General features: G+C 68.1%; 19 protein-coding genes and 2 tRNA genes. 15 read left to right on the top strand and 6 right to left on the bottom strand.

From position 1 onward, the window contains the following. Positions 1–5 precede the first annotated feature (5 nt). The gene (locus KHZ24_07050; GenBank protein ID MBS5450954.1) at positions 6–689 is read left to right on the top strand and encodes a flavodoxin family protein; all 684 of its coding nucleotides are present in this window, start codon (positions 6–8) and stop codon (positions 687–689) included. A 487-nt stretch (positions 690–1,176) separates the two neighbouring features. On the opposite strand, the gene KHZ24_07055 is transcribed toward KHZ24_07050, so the two are convergent. Together KHZ24_07055 and KHZ24_07060 are read right to left on the bottom strand one after the other, a co-directional pair. Beyond that, on the bottom strand, positions 1,177–2,268 hold the full coding sequence (locus tag KHZ24_07055; protein MBS5450955.1) for a tyrosine-protein phosphatase: 1,092 nt from the start codon (positions 2,266–2,268) through the stop codon (positions 1,177–1,179). A gap of 285 nt (positions 2,269–2,553) precedes the next feature. Further along, positions 2,554–4,596 (bottom strand): FAD-binding protein, encoded by a 2,043-nt coding sequence (locus KHZ24_07060; protein MBS5450956.1) that lies wholly within the window; start codon positions 4,594–4,596, stop codon positions 2,554–2,556. A 293-nt stretch (positions 4,597–4,889) separates the two neighbouring features. Here KHZ24_07060 and KHZ24_07065 point away from each other — a divergent pair, with 293 nt between their 5' ends. The 4 genes from KHZ24_07065 to rplT all read left to right on the top strand — a co-directional run bounded on the left by KHZ24_07065 (position 4,890) and on the right by rplT (position 8,044). Then, positions 4,890–6,443 carry a helix-turn-helix transcriptional regulator gene (locus KHZ24_07065; GenBank protein MBS5450957.1) on the top strand — a complete coding sequence of 518 codons (1,554 nt, stop codon included), beginning with the start codon at positions 4,890–4,892 and terminating at the stop codon, positions 6,441–6,443. A 291-nt stretch (positions 6,444–6,734) separates the two neighbouring features. Continuing rightward, positions 6,735–7,337 carry a translation initiation factor IF-3 gene (infC, locus tag KHZ24_07070; GenBank protein ID MBS5450958.1) on the top strand — a complete coding sequence of 201 codons (603 nt, stop codon included), beginning with the start codon at positions 6,735–6,737 and terminating at the stop codon, positions 7,335–7,337. 82 nt (positions 7,338–7,419) lie between these two features. Next, complete coding sequence (gene rpmI / locus KHZ24_07075; GenBank protein MBS5450959.1) at positions 7,420–7,617, top strand: 50S ribosomal protein L35; 198 nt, start codon at positions 7,420–7,422, stop codon at positions 7,615–7,617. A 64-nt stretch (positions 7,618–7,681) separates the two neighbouring features. Beyond that, the gene (gene rplT / locus KHZ24_07080; protein ID MBS5450960.1) at positions 7,682–8,044 is read left to right on the top strand and encodes a 50S ribosomal protein L20; all 363 of its coding nucleotides are present in this window, start codon (positions 7,682–7,684) and stop codon (positions 8,042–8,044) included. Between the two features lie 135 nt (positions 8,045–8,179). Here rplT and KHZ24_07085 read toward each other — a convergent pair whose 3' ends face one another. Beyond that, positions 8,180–9,604, bottom strand: coding sequence for a hypothetical protein (locus tag KHZ24_07085; protein ID MBS5450961.1), 1,425 nt, complete (start codon positions 9,602–9,604; stop codon positions 8,180–8,182). Positions 9,605–9,954: 350 nt separating this feature from the next. On the opposite strand from KHZ24_07085, the gene KHZ24_07090 reads away from it, so the two are divergent. Beyond that, positions 9,955–11,694, top strand: coding sequence for an FAD-dependent oxidoreductase (locus KHZ24_07090; protein MBS5450962.1), 1,740 nt, complete (start codon positions 9,955–9,957; stop codon positions 11,692–11,694). A 66-nt stretch (positions 11,695–11,760) separates the two neighbouring features. Continuing rightward, positions 11,761–13,011: an FAD-dependent oxidoreductase gene (locus tag KHZ24_07095; GenBank protein MBS5450963.1), complete on the top strand. Its 1,251-nt coding sequence runs from the start codon at positions 11,761–11,763 to the stop codon at positions 13,009–13,011. Between the two features lie 107 nt (positions 13,012–13,118). Here KHZ24_07095 and KHZ24_07100 read toward each other — a convergent pair whose 3' ends face one another. Beyond that, positions 13,119–14,306 (bottom strand): undecaprenyl/decaprenyl-phosphate alpha-N-acetylglucosaminyl 1-phosphate transferase, encoded by a 1,188-nt coding sequence (locus tag KHZ24_07100; GenBank protein MBS5450964.1) that lies wholly within the window; start codon positions 14,304–14,306, stop codon positions 13,119–13,121. A 241-nt stretch (positions 14,307–14,547) separates the two neighbouring features. Continuing rightward, complete coding sequence (locus tag KHZ24_07105; GenBank protein ID MBS5450965.1) at positions 14,548–17,589, bottom strand: Ig-like domain-containing protein; 3,042 nt, start codon at positions 17,587–17,589, stop codon at positions 14,548–14,550. Positions 17,590–17,761: 172 nt separating this feature from the next. Here KHZ24_07105 and selD point away from each other — a divergent pair, with 172 nt between their 5' ends. The 6 genes from selD to KHZ24_07135 all read left to right on the top strand — a co-directional run bounded on the left by selD (position 17,762) and on the right by KHZ24_07135 (position 23,465). Next, positions 17,762–18,850: a selenide, water dikinase SelD gene (gene selD / locus KHZ24_07110; protein MBS5450966.1), complete on the top strand. Its 1,089-nt coding sequence runs from the start codon at positions 17,762–17,764 to the stop codon at positions 18,848–18,850. Positions 18,851–18,890: 40 nt separating this feature from the next. Further along, positions 18,891–19,289 (top strand): sulfurtransferase-like selenium metabolism protein YedF, encoded by a 399-nt coding sequence (gene yedF, locus KHZ24_07115; protein ID MBS5450967.1) that lies wholly within the window; start codon positions 18,891–18,893, stop codon positions 19,287–19,289. 111 nt (positions 19,290–19,400) lie between these two features. Further along, the gene (gene selA, locus KHZ24_07120; protein ID MBS5450968.1) at positions 19,401–20,879 is read left to right on the top strand and encodes an L-seryl-tRNA(Sec) selenium transferase; all 1,479 of its coding nucleotides are present in this window, start codon (positions 19,401–19,403) and stop codon (positions 20,877–20,879) included. 82 nt (positions 20,880–20,961) lie between these two features. Continuing rightward, entirely contained in the window at positions 20,962–22,926 is a 1,965-nt protein-coding gene (selB, locus tag KHZ24_07125; GenBank protein ID MBS5450969.1) for a selenocysteine-specific translation elongation factor, read from the top strand. Positions 22,927–23,014: 88 nt separating this feature from the next. Continuing rightward, positions 23,015–23,111, top strand: a tRNA-Sec gene (locus KHZ24_07130). Positions 23,112–23,216: 105 nt separating this feature from the next. After that, on the top strand, positions 23,217–23,465 hold the full coding sequence (locus KHZ24_07135) for a DUF3343 domain-containing protein (protein MBS5450970.1): 249 nt from the start codon (positions 23,217–23,219) through the stop codon (positions 23,463–23,465). A 113-nt stretch (positions 23,466–23,578) separates the two neighbouring features. Here the strand turns inward: KHZ24_07135 and KHZ24_07140 are convergent. Next, a tRNA-Ala gene (locus KHZ24_07140) sits at positions 23,579–23,654 on the bottom strand. A gap of 434 nt (positions 23,655–24,088) precedes the next feature. Here KHZ24_07140 and KHZ24_07145 point away from each other — a divergent pair. Next, on the top strand, positions 24,089–24,562 hold the full coding sequence (locus tag KHZ24_07145) for a PaaI family thioesterase (GenBank protein MBS5450971.1): 474 nt from the start codon (positions 24,089–24,091) through the stop codon (positions 24,560–24,562). Between the two features lie 217 nt (positions 24,563–24,779). Continuing rightward, entirely contained in the window at positions 24,780–25,847 is a 1,068-nt protein-coding gene (argC, locus tag KHZ24_07150; protein MBS5450972.1) for an N-acetyl-gamma-glutamyl-phosphate reductase, read from the top strand. Positions 25,848–25,893 lie beyond the last annotated feature (46 nt).

The following is a 25,893-nucleotide window of genomic DNA, read 5'->3' on the forward strand; positions in this document are numbered from 1 at the left end:
GCGCGATGGGCACCCCGCTCGTCATTGCCATCAACGGGAGTCCTCGGAGACGGGGGAACACGGCCCAGGTGTTGGATGCCGTGTTGGAGGGAGCGGCTGGTCAGGGGGCCCGTACGGAGCTGGCGCATCTCGCTGGGCTGAGGTTTACGGGGTGCGCCAGCTGCTTCGCGTGCAAGCTGCGCGATGGTCGGAGCTTGGGGCGATGCGCCTTGCGCGACGACGCCACCGGGCTGATCGAGCGCGTGCTAAACGCTGACGCCGTTGTGTTCGGCTCGCCGATCTACTTTCAGGGAATCACGGGCGCGATGCGATCGTTCTTGGAAAGGCTGCTTTTCCCGCTCTACTCGTATCGCCGCGATGTGAGGAGCATGCTCGAGCGATACCTCCCGGCAGCGTTCGTCTACACGATGAACGTCGATCGGTCGAGCATGCAGCGGCAGGACTATCGCTCCTCCCTGCAACCGATGGAGCACGTTCTTGCGGACGTGCTCGGCTCCTGTCGGGCACTGCACGTCTGCGACACACTGCAGTTCGACCACTACGAGCGCTATGAGAGCGGCATGTTCGACGGCGAGCACAAGCGCAAGGTGCGTGAGGAGCAGTTTCCCCGCGATTTGGCGCGCGCTGCCGAGCTGGGCTGCGAGCTTGTTCGCAGCGCGGCGCTTCGCGGCCAGGAACCGAGCTCGTGAACGGGTGGAGGCGCCTTCGGGGACCGCATTGCGGCTCTCGGGGGCGCCTCCGTCGTAAAAGCCGCAGGTGGTGACCGTGCGGGCGGATATCGCCGGCCTCCCCGGGGAGTGTGCGCGATACACAGGTCCGATTCCTGGCCGTGGGTGGCCTCCTCGCGTGCAGAGAATCGGCCGTGCTGCGGCTGCCGGAGCGCGGCGCTGGCAAGAATCGCGGCAAGTGTGGCATCTCGGAAGGGGCGCTGACAAGAATCGCCGCTAGTGCGGCGGGCGCGCGGCTCGGTGGTACCTGGCGTGCATCAAACCCGCAGGTACGGCTTCTTCGCAACGAGGGGCGCTCGCAAAAAGGGGGCGCGAGAGGGCGAAATGCCCCTCTTGCGCCCCCTCTCGTACCGCACCAGCGCGCATTCTTGTCAGGCGCCTCGCGGTTTTGCCGCACTGGACGGCATTCTTGCCGCAAGGCGACTCGCGGCGCTCGATGGCGCGATCTTTACGCCAGGTACATCTCTTGGAGCTGGGCGATCTCGTCCTCCGTGAGGCCGATCTGGTTCACGAGGTAGTCGTGCATCGAGCCGTACGTGGCGTCGATGTGGTCGAGCGCCTTCTCCATGTAGGCGCGGTTGACGCCGGCCAGGTCGCGGACGGCCTGAATGTCGTCGTCGGAGTAGCCCTGCGCCTGGGCGACCTGCACCATGGCGTCGATGCTCTGCTCGTTGAACGCGTTCGTGAGGTCGAAGTCCTCGAGCGCCGTCTCGCGGTCGACGCCCAGCGCCGACAGCACGAGCACGGCGCCGAGGCCGGCGCGGTCCTTGCCGGCCGTGCAGTGCCACAGCACGGCCTTGCCGTCCTTGTTGTTGAGCAGCACGTCGAAGAACTGGCGGTAGCCCTGCTGGGAGTGGGCGCTGTCCGCGATGTCGACGTACATGTCCGAGAGGTCCATCGTCTTCGCGTAGCCTACGAGCTGCTGCACCGTCGCGGCGAGGACGGCCTGCGGGTCGGCCTGCGCGGAGTCGCTCGTCGCGCTGCCCGCCGCTGCCGCGCTGCCTCCGACGACGGCCGCGCTCTTCTGGTCGCCGCTCGCGCCCTTGTCGGCCTGCGTGCTGGACTCGGTATCGCTGGCGCTGCTCGCCGCCCCGCTCGCCATGCCGCCGAGCGCGGAGTCCTCGTCGATGATGGAGCACCAGACATTCTCGATGCCGTCGATCTCGGGGTCGGGCGCCTGGGCGCGCTCTGCCGTCGTGCGGAAGTCCACGACGTAGCCCAGGTTGTACTCGCTCACGAGCTTGTCGAGGTCTGCCTGCGTGGCGTCGGCGAGCTTGGCCGTGCGCAGGAGCAGCCCGTCCTTGACGACCTTGCCGTCGGCGCCCACGTAACCGCCGAGTTGGCGGGCGTTGCCGAGCTTCTCCATGCCGAGCGTCTGGCTCTCGATGGTGGGCGCGGCGCCGGCGTCGGAGGCCTGCGACGTGGCGGCAGCCGTCTCGGTCGCGGCGGAGGCTGCGGGCTCGGCGGCCAGCGCGACGCCGCCGAGGCTGGCGGCGAAGGCGACGGAGGCGATGGCGGCAGAGATGCGGTACTTGAGCATGGGGGGCGTCCTTTCGACAGGGGGAGTGCGCAACGTTGTGGTGCGCGGCCCACCCTATCGCTCCCGTGCAAGGAAACGCCCACTTTCGCGTCGCGTCTCTGTAAGCCGTGCGTAACAAAATGGGAGACGGCCCCAACAAATGAGCGCTCTAAGCGTGGGTGCTGCCAGGACAAACAGGCTCCCGCACGCGCAAAAAGGCGGTCGCCCGGCCTTCTCCGGACGGCCGCCTGCTGGCCTGTTCTTGCTTGAGTGCCGCTAGCGAGGGTTCAAATCCCCGCGCCCTCCTTACTTCGCGGAGGCGAGCGCCGCGTCGACGGCCGCGAAGATGGCCTTGCTCGTCACGGTCGCGCCGGACACCGCGTCGACGCCGGCCGTGCCGTTGGCCTCGACGATGGCCGCGGGCAGCTGCTCGATGGCCTTCGAGCCAATGCCGGCCGTCTCGGCGTTCTCGCCGACGACGACTTCGGTGATCTTCCCGCCGGCAACGGTCACGGTCACGGGCACGTCGCCGCCGATGCCCTTACCGGCGCCCTCGTACGTGCCATCGGCCACGGCGCCTGCGTCAGCGGCGGGAGCGTCGCCCTCGGCGGAGGCCGCGGGCGCCTCGAAGGCCATGTCGCCCATCGTCACGTTCTCGATGTCGTAGCCGGCGACCTCGGCGATGTGGCGCACGGCGTGGCGGGCGAACGTCACGGTGCGGCCGCAGGCGTTGGCGACGACGAGCTCGGGGTAGTTGTTGGCGTACAGGCTGCCCGAGCAGTCGCCGGCGGCGTACAGACCGTCGATGACCTTGTCCTCCATGTCGATGACCTGCATGTCCTCGTTGATGCGCAGGCCGTCGACCGTCGTCAGGAAGCTGGCGCCGTACCACGCGCCGAAGAACGGGGCCGTGCGGATGGCGGACAGGCGATAGGCCTCCTTGCCGAAGTCCTCGTCCTCCTGGGCGTCGTAGAAGCCGTTGTAGCGCTCGACCTCGTCAAGGAAGTTGTCGCGCGCCTCGCCCTCGAAACCCAGCTTGTCGGCGAGCTCCTCGATGGTGTCGGCCATGAACATCGTGCCGTCCTCGAGCTTGTCGGCGAAGAACTCCTCGAGCGTGCCCTCGTGGCCAGCGAGCTGCTGCTGGATCTGGCGCGAGCAGCCGATCGTGTTGAAGCGGACGATGTCCTCCTTGGCGTTGGCGTCGAACACCTGGCAGAACACGCCGCCGGGCTGCTCGGCGATCGCGTTGAGGTCGAAGTCGTACGGCATGGACTCGTTGCCGTAGCGGCGGCCGTCGCGGGCGACCTTCATGAAGGGCTGCGATCCGATGTTGTACTGCTTGCCGACGCCGGCGAACGTGCCGGCCTCCTTGTCGACATAGCCGGCGTTCTCACCGGGCTTGACGAGGCCGCGGTTGAACAGCATGGGGGCGGGGTCCTCGTCCATCTGCGCGCCGACCCACATGGCCGCCTTGATGCCGTCGCCGGTGTCGTTCGTGTTGAAGTAGGCCAGAGACACGACACGGTCGATGATGGGGGAGAGCTCCTGGCACATCTGCGGGTTGGCCGGGTAGCCGCCCGTCGTCAGCAGCACGCCGGCCGACGCGTTGATGCGCACGTAGCCGTCGGCCGTCTCGAAGATGCCGCCGGTGACGCGGCCGCCCTCCTCGCGCTCGAGCTTAACGAGGGTCGTCTCATAGCTCACGCCGAAACCCAGGCTGTTGATGTAGCGCTCGAACAGCGCGTTGCGGTCGGGGCGCTTGCCATCCTCGCCCGCGTAGAAGTGCTCGGTACGCGGGATGTAGTACATCGTGCCGCCCGTCGGGTCCTGGTTGTTGACGTCGAGCTGGCACGTGACGTTGAGCGGGGCGTACAGTTCGTCGAGCCAGTCGATCATGGCGGCGGACTCGTTGATCCAGACCTTCCAGACGCGCTGGTCGCACTTGCCCGAGGCGTAGCGGGTGAGCTCGTTGAGGACCTGGCCCTTGCTGTCCTCGAGGCCCTGCTCCGTGAGGTAGTGCGAGTTCACGGCGCCGAGCCAGCCACGCGTGCCTGCCACCATGGCGCTCTTCTCGGCGATGATGAAGTCCATGCCCAGCTCTGCGGCCGTGGCGGCGGCGGGCATGCCGCCGTTGCCGGCGCCGACGATGAGCAGCTCGCACTCGCGTGTCTCGACGATGTCGGACTCGGCGATCTCGGGGGCCTCGCCCAGCCAGGACGACGTGTCCTCGACGGGGGCCTTCGCCTCGGCGACGCTGGGGGCGGCGGCGAGCGTGGCGGTGGAGGCGACGCCGGCGAGGGCGGCCGTGGCGGCGGTGCCAGCGACGAACGAGCGGCGGGTGAGTTCCATGGGTAGAGCCTTCCTTTCGTGTGATGATGTGCAGGTGAGTGAGTTCGTGTGCGAGAGGGGGCGCGGCGCCTGCCTCTCGCTGCGTGCCAGGCATCAGTGTGCCCATGTGCGGCCTCCTGCGCCTCGACCTGGCAGGACGAATCAATCTACCTGCGGTTTTGTCTGGCTGTCATCGGGGCTCACCCTGTCCTCATCCTCTCGGGTCGATTTGCGCGACCTGCGGTTTTCATCGGTCGACCCCTGGTAAACTACGACGCATCGGGATGTGCGTACGGCGAGAGGGGGCGAAGGATATGGGCGAGGGCGGGCACCGTGAGACGCGCAGGTGTGTTCGCGACGACCTGGGCGCCCCTGCTGCGACGGCTTCGTCTGCCGGCGTCGCAAGCCCACTGCCTGGCGGGGAGCGCGCGATGCTTTCCTCGACCCTGCGCGCCCCTCTATGGTGGCTCTCCGTCGTGGTGCTCGGCCTGTACCAGATGGGCATCATGCTGTTGAACACGGCCATCTACCCGCAGTTCGTCACCACCTTCTCCCTGGCGAAAGACTTCGGCTCCGTCTTTGCTGCCGCGCTCGCGCTCGCGCTATACGTGGTCGCGACACGCCGGCCGGCCCTGTTTGCCCCGCGGCGCGCCCTCGTCGTCGCGGGCGTTGCCCTCGTCGCCGGCGTCCCGCTCGTGGGCATCGCCCTGCAGTTCGACAGCCCGGGCTTGCTCGTGGGCGCCGTGTGCGTGCGCGGCATCGGCTCCACGTGGGCGGGAACGCTTGCCTGTCTGCTGCTCGTCCGTCTCGCACAGGGGCACGGGCTGCGTTCGACGCTGACGGCCCTGTGCTCCGGCTGGGCGCTGAGCTACGCGCTGGAGCTCGCGGCGTCGCTGCTGCCGCTCGGGGCCCAGTGGCTGCTGTTCTGGGCGTCGGCCCTCGTCGTGCTGGCGCTGCTCTACCGGCCGACGGCCCCGCTCGTTGAGCGCACGATCGCGGCGCCTCCCATCGTCGAGCTGCAGGTGACGAACCCCCGCTCGTTCCTCTCGCTGTCCAGTGCGCTGTTCGTGACGCTCGTGCTGCTCAAGATGTCGTTCGGCTTTGCCATGACGTTTTCGAGCGTTGACGACACGCCGCAGGGCACGATCCTGGCATGCGTGCCAGCGCTGCTCGTGGCGGTGGTGCTGGCGTGCGGGCACGTCGTGCGGCTCGACGCGTTCTACAAGGCGACGATGCTGTGCGTGCTGGCGGGGTTCCTGCTCGTCAACCCGCTCGTCGCCAGCGTCGCGGAGCTGCCGGCGCTCGCGAACGTCGTGCTGCGCGCCGGTGGCGATCTCACGCGCATGCTCGTGTTCCTGCTCGTGGCGGCCCTCGGCACGCGCAACCCCGTCGGCGCCCTGCCGGTGGCACTGTTCGTGGGCGGCGCCAACGCGCTGGGAAGCGTCGCGGGCGCGCAGCTTGGCATCGCGGCCAACGCGGTGCTGGCGAGCGATCCGGGTATGTTCGCGCTGCTGCTCGCCGTCGTCGTGTTCGCCTTCGTCGCCTACAACGTGCTCGCGCCCGCCGTGTTCGACCTCGATGAGACGGTGCGCACGGTCGAGGAGGTCGTCGTGGAGCCGCAGGCGGCCTCGTCGGTGGACGTCCTCGCGCAGGCGAGCGCGCGCGTGGCAGCCGACCGGGGGCTCACGCCGCGCGAGGCGGAGGCGCTCGAACTGCTGGCGCATGGGCGCAGCACGCAGGCCATCATGGAGCGCATGGTCGTGTCGCGCAGCACGGCGAAGACGCACGTGCGCAACGTGTACGCCAAGCTCGAAATACACTCGCAGCAGGAGCTCATCGACATCGTTGAGGCGGAGGCCGAGCGTTAGGGCCCGACGTGTCGACTCCCTGTGAATATGGCTATGCCTTGCGCGTAAAGCTTGCCTGTGCCTCGCCCGCATGGTATCGTTCATCAGGTTTCGCGCGTGTCGTCGTGACACGCAGACTCCAAGTGGGATGCACGTCATCCCCACCTTGTGGCACCGCATGCGGTAGCTGCCTGGTAGAAACATGATACTTGCGGATGAGGGTCGTAAGGTCTCACCATCCGAGCGTCATCTTCTCCCGGGCCGCCATCACGAGCGGCCCGGGAGTTTTTTTATCCTGCCGCCCCAAGCGGCATCGAATGGGAGGTGTTACGCATAGCTAAGTCTGATGAGCCCCGCATCAACGAGGCGATTCGCAGCCAGACGTGCCGCCTGATCGGCGTTGATGGCAGCCAGCTCGGCATCTTTGCCATCCGCGACGCCCAGCGCGTCGCCGACGACCAGGGCCTCGACCTCGTCGAGATCGCTCCGAACGCCGAGCCGCCCGTCTGCCGTGTCATGAACTACGGCAAATTCAAGTACGAGCAGGAGCAGAAGGCCAAGGCCGCCCGCAAGAACCAGGTTCGGGTCGACATCAAAGAGATGAAGTTCCGACCGAAGATCGACACGGGTGACTACGAGACGAAGAAGAAGCACGTCCTGCGCTTCCTCGCCTCCGGTGCCAAGGTCAAGATCACGATCATGTTCCGCGGTCGTGAGATGGCCCACCCCGAGATCGGCTTGAACATGCTTGAGAAGCTGGCCGAGGACCTCAAGGACGTCTGCACGGTCGAGGCCCAGCCCAAGCTCGAGGGTCGCAACATGCACATGCTCGTTGCCCCCCTTCGCACGACCGGCAAGCCGGGCAAGGCAGCGTCCGTCGAGGCCGATGAGGCCGCCGAGGACGACGCCGAGTAACGCTCGAGCTCGCCACGCACGACTTCGCCCAGGAGACAGGGGTCGTCGCACGTCGACGGCCTAGGACAAAGGAGTAGCAGCAATGCCCAAGATGAAGACGAACAAGACGGTTGCCAAGCGCTTCCGCAAGACGGCCACCGGCAAGCTCATGCACGCCCGCCGCAACAAGCGTCACATCCTCACGAAGAAGACGACGAAGCGTAAGCGTCAGCTGCGCAACGAGGCTGCCCTGGCCAGCGCGACGCAGCGTCACTACGTCAACCACGTCATGCAGGGCTAAGGGTCAGCCGACACCTTTCACCTGCGGTATTCCAAGCATTTCGTCTTTCAAGGAGTGATTGATCATGGCTCGTGTCAAGCGTGCAGTTATGGCCAAGAAGAAGCGTCGTCGCATTCTCAAGCTTGCGAAGGGCTACTACGGTGCTAAGTCGCGCTGCTACCGTGCGGCTAAGGAGCAGGTCCAGCACTCGCTCATGTACGCCTATCGCGATCGTCGCAACAAGAAGCGTGAGATCCGCAAGCTCTGGATCACCCGCATCAACGCCGCGTGCCGCATGAACGCGATGAACTACTCCAACTTCATGCACGGCCTCAAGCTGGCCGGCATCGAGCTGGACCGCAAGGTTCTCTCGCAGATGGCCATCGAGGACCCGCAGTCCTTCGCCGACCTGTGCGAGGCCTCCAAGAAGGCTCTCGCCGCTGCGTAAGCCTTTCGGCGCATACAGCGTGCTTGCTCACAAGGCCCTGCGTCCCTCGGGATGCGGGGCCTTGCTTGTTTTGGGGGCCGAGAACGTTGGCAGCGCGCTCTTTCCCGGTGGTTTACCGGGTCGTGATCCAACTCGCTATCCCTGCTCGTAGCGGCGGGCAAGCGTGGGCTTGAGGTCGCGGCGCGCAGCGAACACCTGGGCCTTTCCCTCGTAACGCATCTCAAGGTATCCAAGCTTCGTCAGGGCGAGCAGGTCCTGGCGCGCCGTGGAGTATGCCAGCTCGTAGGTGGCGCGATGTTCCTCGATGCGCAGCGCGGTGTCAGGCGCGAGGATGCAGCGGCGCAGCACGTCGGACTGTCGCTTGTTGAACGAGCGGTCATCGGCAAGGCGGGCGAGCAGGGCGTCATCGGCCGCCTTGAGCTCGAATACGTATGCTTCCAGCTTGTCGAGCTCCTGGACGAGCAAGTAGAGGCAGGACTCCCAGTACATGGTCCAGTCGCGGTCGAATGCCGTACAGACACCTGCTTGATGATAGGGGACGACCCTGTCCGACGTGTAGCTGCCGCTCTTCCACGCTAGCGTCGTACTCGACGAGGGAATGTAGGCGAACACGGGGTATCCCTCTCGTTTCATGTACAGGCGTGTGAGCAGGCTGCCAAGGATATAGGTGCATGTGGGAAAAGCGGGATTCTTCCAGACCTTGCATGTGAGTTTTTGCCCCATAACGATGGGGTGCTCTGCCGGGTCTTTGATGGATCCAGATGCCATGGCACAGATCTCCGCCAGGGCCTGCTCACGCGTCATGGGATCTTCGGGCCACTCCTGGCCCCAGGCAATGCCCGAGGTCAGTCCCGAAAAGTCAACACCGTCGACGAGCTGCGCGTACATCCGCTCGATGAGGTCAGGCGTAATCTCTGGGGCGTCGTGGTCAACGATGGACGTGAGCAACGCGTGCGTGTTGGCGACGAGGCGTTCGATGGGTGTCGAGGGTGCTCGGTCGCCCGTCGTGATGGCCCTTGCCGTCTCGTAGTCTGTCGTCAGGCCGTCACAGGACAGAGCGGCGACGGCCTCCTCGATGAGGGAGCGGACGATGAAGCGTCGCCCGTGCCGCTCGCTCAGAGCGACGTCGAGGCGGGATCCGACCTGGGTTCGGCTTGAGAGGTCGGCGAGCATGGACTGGATGGACGCCGTGGGCGTGAACCACTGGCAGACCTGCCGTCCCTGCCATGCGCACGTGTCGTAGTAGTGGACGCCTTGCCGCCGGCGGATGGAGGCCAGCAGAGCCCACGTGTCGTCAGGCGAGCAGCCGGCCGGCATGGGAAGTGCGGCAAACGACGCGCGCGTCATGCCGCGGCGCGAGAGCTGGTAGAGAAGGGCCCCGAAGCGCGGGTCGGCGAACACGTCAGAGAGCGTGTGAGCACATGGCGCGTAGGAGGCCTCGTCGGGGCCGAAGTCGTGCAACGCCCAGTCAACGGGAGGGGTGAATGCGGGGCGCTGTCCGGACCGTGTGGGGGTGCCTGCCCACGCATCGCGTCTGCCGAGTCCCCTGATCTGATCCACGGGTGCTCCTCCCATGCCAATGTATCGAAAATCGATAGGACGTGCGCTGGCGCTGGCCCGGTGCCGGGGCGGACTCGTCGGCCCGTGGCGCGAGCGACGCTGTGCTGAATGCCTTGCTCCGACGCAGCTATGCCCTCTACCTGCCATTATCCTCGCTTTGTTTCGCGCTGTCGACACTGTGCCAGCTGTTGACGGAGCGCTTTCAATCTTCTTGTCGATCATCTATCGAAAGCCGCGATGGACAGGTCATCGTCCTGCGGGCACCATTGGTGGGCGAAAGAGGCCCCGGGTTGCGTGGGGGATGTGTTCCGGGCCTCACTTACATCAGTGGGTTGTGAAGGGGGAACGACATGCAGCATCAGGGGACATTCGTCAGCAGGCGCGGCCTTCTCGCTGGAGCCACAGCGCTGGCGGCTGCTGCGGCGGCAGGCCATCGCGAGGTTCGCGTTGCCCACGCCGACGAGTCGGGCGCCGTGACGTATGCGGCTGTCGAGCCGAGCATGAAGGGCGACATCACGGTCTTTACGACGATCTCGAACGGTGCCATCGCCGCTGTCGACGTCCTCGATGATGTGGACACGGACGGCATTCGTCAGGCTGCCGTGGCGGGGATGGGCCCGCGCATCGTCGACCAGCAAAACGTCGGCGTCGATGCGGTGGCCGGCGCGACGATCACGAGCATGGCGATCGCCGCCGGCGTGCGTGACGCGTTGGGGGCGGCGGGACTTGAGGTCGCGTCTTTCGAGAAGGGTAGCGACGCTGTTGCCGCGGGCGATAAGGAGACTCTGCCCGACGAGGAGGTCGATGTTGTCATCGTCGGAGCCGGCATGGCTGGTCTGAGCGCGGCTATCGAGGCCGCACGCAGCGGAGCACGCGTGCTCGTGCTCGAGAAGCTCTCCTACATCGGCGGCAGCACGCGCGTGTGCGGTGGCGGCCTGTGGGCCATGGGCTCCTCGGTGAACGAGCGCATCGGGGCCGACTGCTCCGCCGAGGACTACATAGCTTTCATGCAGGACTGGAGCGCGCCGAGCGAGCTCAACGTCGACCTGATGCAGGCCATCCACGATGCAAGCGGCACGACGTTCGACTACCTGTATGACTGGGGCCTGCCGGTCACGGCGTCGGGCTGGTCGTTGGGCAATCCCGAGGCCAAGCTCACCTGCTTCTGGAGCACGGCCGGCGTCGGGAGGGCCTGGGAGACCGGCGAGAGCGGTATCGCCGACTTCATGGCGACGCGCGCCGAGCAGGATGGCGCGCAGATCCGCCTGAACAGTGCGGCCACGGGCCTGATCGTGGAGGGAGACTCTGTGGCGGGTGTCGAGGTCGAGGACCTCACGAGCACCTATGCCGTGCGTGCCAAGAGCGTCATCCTCACCTCGGGCGGCTTCACGCGCAACGCCGAGCTCATCGAGAAGTACGCGCCCGAGTATACCGATGCGTTTGCGTTCACGGGTGCCGGCAGTACGGGCGACGGCCTCGTCATGGGAGAGGCGGCTGGCGCGCAGGTTGTCGGTACCGGCATGATGGGCCTGTTTGGCCTGAACCCCAACCTGGGCTACTACGGGAGCTTCGGCAACTTCGTGTGGCAGGCGCAGGTCACCGTTAACGCCGAGGGCGAGACGTTCGGCATGGAGGGCGCGTTCTACGGCAAGACGCTCAAGATGCTGCTCGAGCAGACGGGCGCCTGCGGCTATGGCATCTGCGACTCCACGAATCCCGTGCTTGACCGCCTGGACCAGGCTGCTGAGGCCGGCTGTGTGGGCCGCTACGAGACGCTGGATGAGCTGGCCGCTGGCGAGGGTATCGACGCGCAGGCCCTGGCAGTCACGTGCAAGGAGGCAGGCATCGAGAAGGCGCCGTTCTACTGCGTCGTGAAGCGCCCGCTGTTCATCGGCTCCATCCCGGGCCTCAAGGTGAGCGGGACGTGCGAGGTGCTCGACGGGAACGACGAGCCTATCGCCGGGCTCTACGCTGCCGGCGAGCTCGTGTTTGGCAACGTGTTCAACAACGCTTACCCGTGCTCTGGTACGGGCGTCGGGACGAGCTGCTACACTGGCGTCATCGCGGCGCGCGCCGCTCTCGGCCGGTAGGGGACGGGTCGGAGGCATACGGGCGACGCCCCGCAGAAGAAGCAAGGATCCAGAAAGGGGAGTTTCATGAGTGACACCGCAATGAATCGTGCCCAGTTCCTGAGGATCGCCGGCGCAGCTGCCGGCGGTATGGCGCTGGCAGGGTTTGCCGGCACCGCGCTCGCCAGCGAGGCGCCTGTCGCGGACATCGCGTGGGACGACGAGGCCGATGTCGTGGTGTGCGGCTGTGGCACGACGGGCGCCCCGGCGGCCATCGAGGCCTGCGAGGCCGGCGCCGACGTGCTCGTCATCGAGAAAAAGGACTGGATCGGCGGCTGCATGCGTCGCTGCGGCGGCGGCTTCATGGCGGCCGGCACGACGGTTCAGGACAAGCTCGGCATCGACGACAACCCCGACATGCTCTACGACTACCTCGTGGCGCTGACGGAGGGCTACGGCAACCCCGATCTCATCCGCGTGTTTGCCGACGAGGCAGCGCCCACGTTCGACTGGATCATCGCCCCGGTCGAGGAGGGCGGCCTGGGTGGCGAGCCGCTCGACGAGTGGGAGTTCGCCTCTGAGGACGAGGGCTCCAAGATGTGGATCGGGCCTGGCCTTAACATCGGCGGCACGCCCGTCTACTACGACGAGCTGGGCCTGCCTGAGCTCTACCGCCCGCGCTGCCATTGGTTCAAGCCGAACCCCGACGACGTAGACCCTGGCGATCGCATCTACGCGTTCTACGGCGAGGGTGAGGAGCGCCGTGGCGACCCGAACGGTGGCACGGGCCTGTGGAAGCCGTTCGAGGACAAGCTCACGGAGCTCGGCGTGCGCATCGAGATGGGCACGGAGCTCTCCGGTCTCGTCAAGGACATGCAGACCGGCGAGATCATCGGCGTGACGGCCCTGGTGGACGGCGCCGAGAAGAAGATCAAGGCACGCAAGGGCGTCGTGCTTGCCACAGGCGGCTTCGCCAACGACGGCGACCTGTACAACACGTTCACCGGCAACGAGTACAAGGCCCCGGCGAAGGAGCAGAGCCAGCAGGGCAGCTACATCGAGGGTCAGGCAGACGGTGCCGCCCTTAAGGCAGCCCTGGCTGCCGGCGCCGCGCTGACCTACCCGGTTCTGGGCAACAACGGCGGCCTGCGCATGACGACGAAGGCCGAGATCGTCGGCATGGACGGCAACCCCATCCCGCGCCTGTACGGCGGCGGTCGCGTGACCGGTGGCCTCGCGGCAACCGAGTACCCGTCGTGCGGCTTCTACATCGGCACGGGAGTCGTGTTCGGCCGCATCGCCGGCCAGCAGGCCGCCGCGCTCGAGGCTTGGGCGTAAGCGAAGCGATCTTCCAGGCGATGTCGTAACGAGCAAGGGCCTTCGTCTCCCTTTGGAGGCGAGGGCCCTTTGATGTGCGGGTGTCGGGGCAGTCCAGACGGGGCGGCCTACTTCTTCTCGGAATGCTCGGCGTCGTCGGGCTCGTCGCTCTGCTCGGGATGCGTGAACACCGGGTCGTCGGCGGGGAGCACCTCGTCCTCGTGCGTGCGCGGGTCGTAGTAGTGGCGCAGCACGGGCTCGAACAGGTGCAGGCGCCGCACAAAGAGGTACGAGACGCCCAGCAGCAGGAGGAAGATCACGATGCGGGGCATGACGTGCACCTGCGTGATGACGAAGGCGCCGAGGGACAGCAGCGCCGACCAGGCGTAGATGAGCAGAGCCGCCTGCCGCTGGTCGAAGCCCTCCTGGATGAGGCGGTGCTGGATGTGGCCCTTGTCGGCCTGGTCTATGGGCACGCCGCCGCGCTTGCGTCGCACGATGGCAGCGAACGTGTCGATGATGGGCACGCCGGCGATGATGAGCGGCACGATGAGCGACGTGAGGGCCGCCGTGCGCGTGACACCGAGCAGCGAGATGATGCCGAGCACGAAGCCGAGCATGAGCGCGCCCGAGTCCCCCATGAATATCGAGGCGGGGTGGAAGTTGTAGCGCAGGAAGCCCAGGCAGGCGCCGGCCGTGGCGATGGCCAGGGCGGCGGCGTCGATGCGGCCCGACAGCAGCGTGATGCCGAACAGCGAGAGCGACACGATGCCGGAGATGCCAGCGGCCAGCCCGTCGAGCCCGTCGATCAGGTTGATGATGTTGGCGAACGCCACGAGGTAGACGACCGTGATGGGATAGGCAAGCCACCCCAGCGAGATCTCGCCCGGGCCGAACGGGTTCACGATGTTGCCGATGACAAGGCCTGAAGCGGCGGCGATGACAGCGGCGACGAGCTGACCCGCGAGCTTCTGCAACGGCTTGAGTGAGCGGGCGTCGTCGATGAGGCCTGTCACGAACACGACGAGCACGGAGACGCCGAGGCCCCAGTAGTTGACGGTGAGCGAGGGGTGCGAAATGAACGCTGACGGCCAGTCGAACGCTAGCGTGCCGCAGTACTGCACGATGAGGGCGACGATGAGCCCGAGGAACATGGCGATGCCGCCCATGCGCGGGATAGGAACTTTGTTGATGCGGCGGGCGTCGGGGTAGTCGATGGCTCCCAGCTTGATGGCGATGCGCTTCGCGATCGGCGTCGTGATGAGGGTGACGACGAGCGCCACGGCGAACAGCGACAGGAAGTGCATCCAGGGCATGGGGGGCAGAGGTGGCATAGGCAAGGCCTACCAGGTAGTCGGACGCCGGCGATGGCGCGCGGGTACGGATGGTGTGGCGCGTTCAATCAGGCCTGTAAGTGTACCACAGGCTCCGTTTTTGCACCCAACGGCTCGCCGGACTGTGGCGAAACGACAACGCCCCGGCCTGGTAGCGTGCCAAACCGGGGCGTGTATGCGTGCGAATGGAGCGCGTACGGGCCCTGCGCCCGCACGAATGTCCTTAGTTCTCGCGACGGCGGCGCATGACGAGGGCCGCGCCGGCACCCACGAGCGCCACACCGGCAACGCCAGCGATGACGACGGGGGCAATGCTCGTCGCGTCGCCGGTCTTGGGCAGTGTGTTCGTCGTGCCCGCCTCCTGCGTGCCCTTCTCGACGATCTGGAAGGCGGCCGTCACCTTACCGGTGAAGTTGCCCTTGCCGCTCAGCGTCACGCCCGCCTTGCCGACGTTCGTGTTGTTGACGTAGCCGACGATGTCGTAGTCCGTGCCCTGAACGAGCTCGTAGCCGCTCGGGGCCGTGACGGAGACAGGAGAGGGCTCCAGGGCGCTGCCGGTGGCGTACTGGTTCGGCATGACGATCTCGACCTGCGTGAGGCTGAGCGCGTTGATGACGAACGTCGTCTCGAGCGTGCCCTCGTACGAGCCGATGCCGGTGACGATGACGCGCGCCGTGCCCACGTTGACGTTGTTCTCGTACGTGACCTCGTAGTCGGTGCCGGCCGTGAGCGTCTTGCCGTTGAGCGTCACCGTGAGCGCAGGCTCGATGGCGCCGCCGGTGAAGCTCTGGGCGCTCAGGGAGGAGAGCTGGGCACCCTTGATGCTCGTGAGCTGCTGCTCGCCGGAGACGACGCGGAACGCCTTGTCGATGACGCCCGTGTAGGCACCCGTGCCGGTGACGACGACGCGCGCCATGCCAGGGGCGTCGTTGCGCTCGTAGCTCACGGTGTAGTCCGTGCCGGCGACGAGCGTTGTCGTGCCGTCGGAGACGGTGACGGTGGGCTGGGGCGCGCTTTCGCCCAGCTTCTGGTCCGGGATGTCGGCGATGCTGAAGCCGGCGGTGCGCAGGTTGATGAGCTCGGGCTTCACGATGGCGAAGCGCACTGTCAGCGTGCCCTCATACGCGCCGGTGCCCGTGATCGTGACCGTCGCCTCGCCCGCCTCGATGTTGTTGGCGTAGGCGAGCGTGTAGTCCGTTCCGGCGACGAGCGTTGTCTCTCCCAGCTTTACAACGGGGGAGGGCTCGATGGCCGCACCCGTATACTCCTGGTCGGCGATGGCGTCGACCGTAGCGGAGGAGATGTCCTGCTTGGCAGCCGGCTGCTCCTGCTCGACGATGCTGAACGTCTGCGTGAGCGTGCCGACGTAAGCGCCCGTGCCGGTGACGGTCACCGTGGCGGAGTTCTCGCCGGCCGCGATGTTGTTGGCGTAGCTCACCGTGTAGTCGGTGCCTGCGGTCAGGACGGTGCCGTCGGGCAGCTTCACGACGGGCGCGGGCTCGACGGCCTCGCCCGTGTGCGCCTGGGGCTCGATGGCGTCGATGGCGGCGCCGGCCTCGGCCAGGTCGACCTTGGCGGGCTCCACGATGTTGAACGGCTGCGTGATCGTGCCCTCGTACGCGCCCTGGCCGGTGATGATGACCGAGCCGGTCCCCAGCGCGTCGTTGGCCTCGTACGAGTACGTGTAGTCCACGCCCTCGGTGAGCGGGGTGCCGTCAGCCGTCAGCGCGACGGCTGGCTTGGGCTCGATGGGGGTGCCGGTGAACACCTGGTCCTCGATGGGGGCGACGAACACGACGTCGGCGATGTTCGCGCGGGGGGCGGGGTCGATCGTGAACTCGTAGACGAGCGTGCCCGTGTAGAGGTTGCTGTCGGGCGCGGCCGTGATCGTGAGCGTCGCGGTGCCGGGCTCCACGTTGTTCGAGAAGGCGTACGTGTAGTCCGTCTCGGGAACGGGCGAGCCGTCGGGCGTGGCGAGACTGAAGGTGGGCTCGACGGGCGTCACGCCGTCGGGGCTCGCCGTGACCTCCGTGATGCCGAGCACCTGGGCGTCGGCGAGGTCGATCTTCTCGGAGGCGGCGGGTTCGTCCGTGCCCGTGCTCTCGCCAGGCGTCTCGGGCGTCGTCGCCGTGTCGCCGCCCTCGGCGGGCTGGTCGGTCGTGGCGCTGTCCCCGCTCTCGCTCGCTGCGGGCTCGGCAGGCGCGGTGGCCTGGCCAGTGCCCACGGTGACGTTCCACGTGGCGGAGATGACTCCATCGGCGCTTGTCGCACTCACCTGCGTCATGCCGTCGGCCACGCCGGTGAGGACGCCCTTGGCGTCGACGGAGGCGATGGCGGGGTCGGCGCTCGTCCACGTGGCGCTGCCTGCGGCAAGGGCCAGCGGCTGCGTCTCGTCGAACTTGAGGGCTGCCGTCGCCTCGCTGGCGGCGGTGTCGCCGGCAAACGGGGCGCCCTGCAGTCGCACGCCGGGGGCGAGCTGGGCCGTTGCGCCGACCTCAACCTTGAGCTCCTGCGCAGCGCTGCCGGAGGGGGCGACGCAGGACGCGGGCACGGTGAGCGTGTAGGTGTGCTGACCGTCGGCGGGGTTAGCGTCCGTCGGTTGCTCGGTCGACGCGGCGTCGCCGTACACGAGCGCCCAGTGGAATGCGCCCGCGGCGTCGCGCACGAGCGCGGCGCCCATCGTGGTGTGCGTGGCAGACAGGGCGTTCGCCGCGCCGTCGGTCGTGGCCTGAGCGGCGTTGAGGGCGAGCTCGGCTGTGCCCGCCGTCTCTGCTGTGCCGGCGACGAGCGCCTCGCCCGTGACCTTGACGGCGTTGCTCAGCGTGTCGACGGCCGTGCCGTCGGGGCGCACGTCGGCGGCGAGCACGACGCTCTCGGCGGCGCGCTGGTAGGCGACGCGCTCGAGCGAGGAGTCGCGTGTCAGGGGCGCCAGGCCCTGCTCGGCGCGGGCGGCGTTGACGGCGTCGTAGAGCGCCGATGACGTCGTCACGTCGTTCGTGAGCTCGATCGTGACGGTCTGGGTTGTCGTAATGGGCGTCACCGTGGGGAAGACCTGCGCCGTCGTCTCTGCGGCGGGCGCCGCCGCACCTGTGTCGGCGGACTCAGCGGGCGCGTCGGCGGTGGCCGTGGCCTCGGCGCTCTCGTCTGCCCAGGCGGGGCTCGGGGCGAACAAACCGCCCAGCCCCAGGCCTGCCGTGGCGAGCGTGGCGGACAGGGCGAACGCCGTTATGTTCTTGCCAGTGGTTCTGCTGTGTTTGATCTCCATGTCATTGCTCCAATCTGGCAACGCGGGCAAAGCATCTCGTTTCTAAGTGTACCCCGTGCGGAGTTTCCCGCAGTTTAAGGAACGCAAGCATGTGCATATCATGATGCTCGCGTGAAACGTCCGTGAGGGGTATCCTGCCACGTTAGACCACGAGACAACGGAGGTGATCACCATGGAAGACAAGCCTGCCTACGACCGCGCGGCCGTGCGCCTGACGCAGCTGTCGAGCAAGTCGGGGTGAGCGGCGAAGTGGGGTCCGGGTGACCTCTCAGACCTGCTGCACCTTGCCTGCCTTCCCGAGATCCACGACGCCGACCTGCTCGTGGGAACGGAGACGGACGACGACGCCGCCGTGTACCGCCTGAGCGATGACCTCGCCGTTGTCATGACGACGGACTTCTTCACGCCCATCGTCGACGACCCGTACGACTTTGGACGCGTCGCTGCAGCCAATGCTCTGTCCGACGTCTATGCCATGGGGGGCAAGCCGCTACTGTGCCTGAACCTGATGGCGTTCCCGCGCCTGCTGGGCACGGCCGTCGCGGCTGACGTCCTGCGCGGCGCAAGCGACGTCATCTCGCTGGCGGGGGCGCTCGTGGCGGGCGGCCACACCATCGAGGACACCGAGCCGAAGTACGGCCTGTGCGTTCTGGGCACGCTCAACCCGGCGCACCTGCTGCGCAACGGCGGCGCCCGCCCCGGTGACGTCCTGTTCCTCACAAAGCCGCTGGGCACCGGCCTCATGACGACCGGCCTCAAGCGTGGCGAGGTGAGCGAGGAGGGCATCAGGCCGACGGTCGAGCTCATGGCGACGCTCAACGCCGCGGGCGGCGAGGTGGCGCGCACGCACGCGCTGCGGGGGACCGTCCACGCCTGCACCGACCTGACGGGCTTCGGCCTGGCGGGGCACGTGCACGAGATGGCCAAGGCGAGCGGGTGCGCGGCGCACGTCGAGCTGGCGGCCCTGCCGCTCATCGACGGGGCGCTCGACCTGGCGCAGCGGGGCGTCACACCGGGCAAGACGCGCGACGTGAAAGCCTGGGCTCAGGGCTTCACGTCGGTGGAGGACGGTGCGGCGGGCCTGACGACTGACGTGGCGTGGAACGTGCTGGCCGACCCCCAGACGTCGGGCGGCCTGCTCGTGGCCGTCGACCCGCAGGACGCCGACGCGTTCGAGGCGGACCTTCGCGCCGCAGGGACGCCGGCCGCGGCGCGCATCGGGCACTTTGCCGAGGGCGAGCCGCACGTGTACGTGGCGTAGGCTGGCCGGCAGCCCGGGAACGGGCCTGCAGGGCTCATATTTGGAAATGACGTGCGGCGGCAGTTGTAACGCGGCCGCCGCTTCAAGGAGGCTGATCCACATGAACAAGGTCTATTGGATTCTGAACGACACGTTGGGCGGCGGCGACCCCGAGCTGGGCAAGCTGCTCATGGAGAAGTACCTCTATGCATTGGCCCGCGCTGACGAGAAGCCCGCGAAGCTCATCTTCATGAACGCTGGCGTGCACCTGACGTGCGAGGGGTCGCCCGTGCTCGACGACCTGAAGCTGCTTGTCGAAAAGGGTGTCGCCATCTCGACGTGCGGCACGTGCCTCGACTTCTACAAGCTGCGCGAGCAGCTGGCCGTGGGCGTTGCTGGCAACATGGACGGCGCCGTGGGCTCGATGCTTGCGGCTGACGACGTCGTGGTGCTGCGCTAGGCGGGCAATCCACGCTATCATAGGGAGTTGCGAATCAGGCCGCTCGCGGGGGATTCCTCGCGGGCGGCCTGCGAATGACCGGCCCCGAGGACGACTCTCATGGAGAACCACATGCCAAACCCCTCAGCTGAAGCTAAGGCCGCCCTCAGGGGCCTGCCCCGCGTCGACGACCTGCTCGCTGCCGACGAGGTCGTGGCCGCGCTGGCAGACGCTCCGCGCTCGCTGGCGACCGGCGCCCTGCGTGCGACGCTCGACGAAGAGCGCGCCCACATCCTGGCTGGCGAGACGCCGCGCACCCGCGACGAGCTTGTCGACGCCTGCGCGGCCGCCGTGGGGCGCGCCGTGCTACCGCACCTGCGCTGTGCCGTGAACGCCACGGGCGTCGTCATCCACACGAACCTGGGCCGCGCGCCCGTCTCACAGCACGTCGCGGCCCACATCGCCGACGTGGCCTCGCACTACGACACGCTCGAGTTCGACGTCGCCACGTGCAAGCGCGGGTCGCGCCACGACCACGTGCGCGAGCTGCTGTGCGAGCTCACGGGCGCCGAGGACGCCGCCGTCGTCAACAACAACGCCGCCGCCGTCATGCTCGTCCTGTCCGAGCTGGCGCGGGGTCGCGAGGTCATCGTGAGCCGCGGCGAGCTCATCGAGATCGGCGGGTCGTTCCGCATCCCCGACATCATGGCGCTGTCCGGTGCGACGATGGTCGAGGTGGGCACGACGAACAAGACGCACCTGGCCGACTTTGAGCGCGCCATCACGCCGAACACGGCGCTCGTGCTCAAGGTCCACCCGTCGAACTACCGCGTCGTGGGCTTCCACGAGGAGGTCGACGCCGTCGAGCTCGCCGGCCTCGCCCACGAGCGCGGCGTCCGCGTGTACGAGGACCAGGGCTCGGGCGTGCTTGTGAACCTGGCTCAGGCTGCCATCCCCAACGACGAGCACACGCCGGGCTGGTCGTTGGCGCAGGGCGTCGACGTCGTGACGTGCTCGGGCGACAAGCTGCTCGGCGCGTCGCAGGCCGGCATCATCCTCGGCTCCTCCGAGCTCGTGGGGCGCATCAAGAAGCACCCGCTCATGCGCGCGCTGCGCCCCGACAAGCTGACGCTGGCGGGCCTCGAGGCGACGCTGCGCGACTACCTCGACGACGGGGCGCCGTGGGGGCGCGTGCCCGTGCTGCGCATGCTGCGCGCCACGCCCGCCGAGCTGCGGGAGCGGGCGTGCGACCTGCTGGCGAGGCTCGCGGACATGCTGGGGGCGCCGCTCGCTCCCGATGCCGGCGAGGATCCCGCCGTGTCCGTGGGGCCCGTCTGCGTGCGCGTGGCGCCCGACGTGTCGTTCGTGGGCGGCGGCGCGCTGCCGACGACGGAGCTCCCGAGCTGGACGCTGCAGCTGAGCGCCCCGGGCGCCGACCTCGAGGCCCTGCGCACGCGGCTCATCCAGCTCCCGGCGCGCCCCGTCGTGACGCGCGTGAGCCACGACGCCCTCGTGTGCGACGTGCGCACGCTCGTGGACGCGCGTGACGAGGACGACCTGCTCGCCGCTCTGGCTGGCGAGGCGCGGGTGCTGGCGGCCGCGGGTCGGTAGGGCCGACGGGCCCGGTTGGGCATGTGATCGAGGACAACGCGCGGCCTGTGCACGGGGCCGGCCGCGGAAGGGGAGGGGTCCCATGAGTGAGAGCACGGCTGCGGGCGTCGAGACGCCGGTCATCATCGGCACGGCCGGTCACGTCGACCACGGCAAGAGCGCGCTCGTCTTGCGCCTGACGGGGACGGACCCCGATCGCCTGCCGCAGGAGAAGGCGCGCGGCATCACGATCGACCTGGGCTTCGCCGAGCTGCGCCTGCCGAGCCAGCGCATCGTCGGCCTCGTTGACGTGCCCGGCCACGGCCACTACGTTCGCGCCATGGTCGCCGGCGCCACGGGCGTCGACGTCGCGCTGCTCGTCGTGGCCGCCGACGACGGCGTCATGCCCCAGACACGCGAGCACCTGCGCATCCTCGAGCTCGTGGGCGTGCGCCGCATGGTCGTCGCGCTCACGAAGTGCGACCTCGTCGACGATGACGACTGGCTCGAGCTCGTGCGCTCCGACGTTGAGGAGTACCTGGGCACGACTGCCTTTGCTGGTGCGCCCGTCATCGCGGTGTCGAGCCGGACGGGGCGCGGCATCGACGAGCTGGCCGCCGCCCTCGACGCGGCCGTCGACGCCGTGCTAGCCTCGGGCGAGGTCGAGCGCCGTCTCGCGCTGCCGGCTCGCCTGCCCATCGACCGCTCGTTCAACGTCGCCGGCGTCGGCGCCGTCGTGACGGGCACACTGCGCTCGGGCAGCTTTGCACCTGGCGATGCCGTCGAGATCTACCCGCAGGGCGTCAAGGCCCGCGTTCGTGGCGTTCAGGTGCACGGCCACGACATCGAGCGGGCCGTCGCAGGCCAGCGCACGGCGCTCAACCTCTCGGGCGTCTCCGTGGACGAGGCGACGCGCGGCAGCACGGTCGCCGCGCCGGGTAGCCTGCGGGGCACGGACCGCTTCGACGCCCGCCTGCGCTGGCTCGGTCGCGACGGCCGGCCGGCGCCGCTCGTGTCGGGCGAGCGCGTCCACGTGTGTTCCGGCACGACGGAGGCCCTGGGTCGCATACTTCTCATGGACGGGGCCGGGCAGCTCGCCTGCGGCGACGAGGCGCTCGTGCAGATCCGCCTCGAGGAGCCTCTCGCTTTGCGCTCGCGCGACCGCTTCGTCGTCATGGCGTACTCGCCCGTCGAGCTCGTGGGCGGCGGTGAGGTGCTCTGGGCCCGTCCGGCTCGCCGCACGACGCTGGCTGACGAGGAGCGCACGCTGCTTGCGGCGCTCGGCTCGGGTGATGACCGGGCGGCTGTCGCGTCGTTCGTGCGCCTTGCTCCCGTGCCGCTGCCCGCTGCTGACGTCGCCGCGAGCCTCGACCTTCCGGAGGGGGAGGCCTCTGACCTGCTCGGCGCCCTCGCGGGCGACGGCGAGCTCCGCGCGCTGCCGTGCGGCCAGGGGCCTGCCGTCTACGTGGCCCCGGCGACGCTCGAGGCGCTGTGCGCGCGCATGGGCGAGGCCCTGCGCGAGGCTGGCCCGTCCGGCATGCCGCTGCTCGGCCTGCGCGACGCCGCGTGCCCGCGCGCATCGGACGCCACGTTTGCCGCGCTGGCCGACGAGGCCGTGGCGCGGGGCGTTGCCGGCCGCTTCGAGGCGAACCTCATCGCGGCCGAGCTGCTGGGCCAGGCGCAGCGCGAGACGGACGAGCTGCTCGCCAACGTGGGCGGCAAGCTGCGCGAGCTCGGCCTGGGTGCCCCGTTCGACGAGGAACTGGCGCCGCTCGTGGGGCTCGACGTCGCCACGACGCGCCGCGCCCTGCGCCTGCTGGCCGACCGCGGCCTGGCAGAGGCCATCGACCGCTCGTTCTACCTGTCGAGCGAGGCGGCGGCCGAGGCGCGGGAGCGCGTGCGGGCCGCTATCGAGGCGGCAGGCGGCTCGGCGAGCGCGAGCGAGCTGCGCGAGGCTCTGGGGTTGTCGCGCAAGTACGCGCTGCCGGTGCTCGAGCACTTCGACCAGGTTGGCTTCACAAAGCGCGACCGCGACAACCAGAGTGCCCGCCAGCTCGCCAAGCCGTAGGGCGAGGACGGGCTCTCGGGGCTTTCGCGTGAATGTGGGCTGCCCGCGTGCATTGCGGGTGTGTTTCAGGTATGATGTCCCCTCGGATGGAGATGGATGTGTCCTGGTGGGCACCGCGGTCTTCAAAACCGTTGCGAGGCGTGAAGAACGTCTTGGATGTGTTCGATTCACATACGTCTCCGCCATCCTGAGACGATGAGGAAGCGCCGGTGCCTGCAGGGGTTGCCGGCGTTTCTTGTAATGGTAGGTCGGGCGTGTGGCCCGGCTCGGACTGTGGGGAGGGTGCCGCCGTGGCCCTGACGATGCGGACGTTTGTGATGCGCGGCTTCTCATGCACGACTGACGCGATGATCTCGGCCCGGGTGTGCGAGGCCGCAGGCGCCCAGGTGCGGCTCGTGCCCCGGCCGGCCGCCATGGGCAACGCCGAGTGCGGCACGGCTATGCGCAGCCTTCCCGAGCAGGAAGACGTCGTGAAGCAGGCGCTCGAGGATGTCGGCGTCATACCGGCTGACATGATGACGCTCGAGGACTACCAGTAGGGGGTCGCTTTCGGGGACATAGCGCCAACTCCGACTTGGCGCTATGTCCTTGACCGCGCAAACAAAGAAGGCCGAGAGCCTCGCTTGGAAGCTCCCGGCCTTGCCGAGTCAAATGGTGGAGTTGAGGGGATTCGAACCCCCGGCCTCTGCCTTGCGAAGGCAGCGCTCTCCCAGCTGAGCTACAACCCCAAATCACGCTCTGGCAGCTCGTGCCAGCGCTGGTACATTGTGCCAGGGCGGACCCCGCCTGTCAACGGGGATTTTTGCTTCGCAGCTCGTTCACAAGAAAGGGCGCGCCGCCTTGAAGCGACGCGCCCTCGACGCACGAAGAATGCCCAACCCCCGCCAGTGCAAGAATGGCCCACCTCTACAAGGTGGGTGCCCGCATTGCGTCGTCCGGCTTCCTCAACAAAGGAGGGTATCCGTATGCCGCAATATGTAGAGCTCCCTGCGTAAATCTGTCGGCCCACCGCAGCTAAGATGCGAGGGCTGGGACAGCTATGACTATAGCAGATGCGTAGGCTCATGCAACACCCGAACGCCGATATGGGATAAGCTCACGCCCACGGTTCTCCCGCGCGGGAGATGCGGCGCGGGGCAGATGACGAGGGAAAGGCGGGCTCATGGGCGGGTGCAGGTGCGACGAGGGCGGCGAGACGCCGACGGCGGAGCTGTCACGGGCTTTGGCGGGCGACGAGCTGTTGGCCGAGGCGCGCGAGAAGTTCGGCAACGACCGCTTCGCGACGCGCTGTTGCGGGGTGTTCATCGAGGAGGCGCGTCCCGGCCATGCCGTGTGCAGCTTCGAGATAGAGGACCATCACCGCAACGCCCTGGGCGCCGTCATGGGCGGGGCCGTCTTCACGCTGGCGGACTTCGCGTGCGCCGTCGCCTCGAACCTGGGCCAGCAGCCTGCCGTCACGGCAACGAGCGACATCCAGTACCTCACGGGCGCGCGGGGCACGCGCCTCATCGCGACGTGTGACGAGGAGCGCTCGGGCCGTCGCCTCGCGTTCTACACGACGCGCGTCACCGACGACGCCGGCACGCTCGTCGCCCTCGTGCACGCGACGTGCGCCCGCATCGGCGAGAGGGCGTAGGCGGCCCTGCGCCTTCGGTGCGCAGGCCCGACGCGTTCTCGCGAGGGATCGGTGAGGCGTACAATGGGGCTCAAGAGCGAGCATGTGGCTCGGTTTGCGTGGCTATGCAATCAATCTGCATAAGTTGACGTGATTATTCGAACAAGATGCATGCAGATCGGGCGGGCAACCTGTGTTGCCTGCGATGTGCGTGCCGTTGACGGGAAGGGGCACATCCATGATTCGTGCAGGTGTCGTCGGGGCAACGGGATATGCGGGCGCAGAGCTCGTCCGTCTCATCATGGGCCATCCGCACATGGAGCTCGCACGCGTCACGTCGGGCAAGGAGGCCGGCCGTCGCCTGGACGACGTCTACCCCGGCTTCATCGGCACGTGCGACGCCACGCTTGTTGAGCCCGACGTCGCGGATCTCGCCTCGGCGTGCGACGTCGTGTTCCTTGCCGTGCCCCACACGGCCTCGCTTGCCATGACGCCGCAGCTCGTGGCCGCGGGCGTCTCGGTCGTCGACCTTTCGGCCGACTATCGCCTCGCCGACGCCGCCGTGTTCGAGAGCTGGTACGGCACGCCGCACACGTCCCCCGAGCTGCTTGCGCGCGCCGTCTACGGCATCCCGGAGCTCAACCGCGACGAGGTGGCCGCCCTGCACGAGCTGCCTGCCGGCGAGCCGCGCATCGTCGCCAACCCCGGCTGCTACCCCACGGCTGCCACGCTTGCCGCCGCGCCGCTTCTGCGCGCTGACCTGCTGGCCTGCGGCGCGCCTGTCATCGTCGACGCCATCTCCGGCGTCACGGGGGCGGGCAAGAGCTGCACGGCGCGCACGCACTTCTGCACGGTCGACGAGTCCGTGCAGGCCTATGGCGTCGGGCACCACCGGCACCTGCCCGAGATCGCCCAGAACCTCACGCGCCTGGCGGGCTTCGACGTCAACGTTGTGTTCACGCCGCACCTCGCGCCCTACAAGCGCGGCATTCTCGCGACGGTCTACCTGCCGCTGTCGCGCGAGGTCAGCGCTGCCGAGTTGCAGGACCTCTACGAACGCGTCTACGCCGACGAGCGGTTCGTGAGCGTGCTTCCTGCGGGCGCCCAGCCGGCCACGGCAAGCGTCGCCGGCTCCGAGCGCGCGCAGGTCGCCGTCGTGCTCGACGAGCGGGCCCACATGGCCATCGCGACGTGTGCGATCGACAACCTCGTGCGCGGTGCGGCCGGCCAGGCGGTGCAGAATGCGAACCTTCTGTGCGGCCTGCCCGAGGAGAGCGGTCTTACGGCCCCTGTTCCCCTCATCTAGTCGTATATTTTCCGCGTTGTATTCAGGAAACGCAGTGAGGAAGGCT

Source organism: Coriobacteriia bacterium (assembly GCA_018368455.1).
Classification (GTDB): Bacteria; Actinomycetota; Coriobacteriia; order Coriobacteriales; family UMGS124; genus JAGZEG01.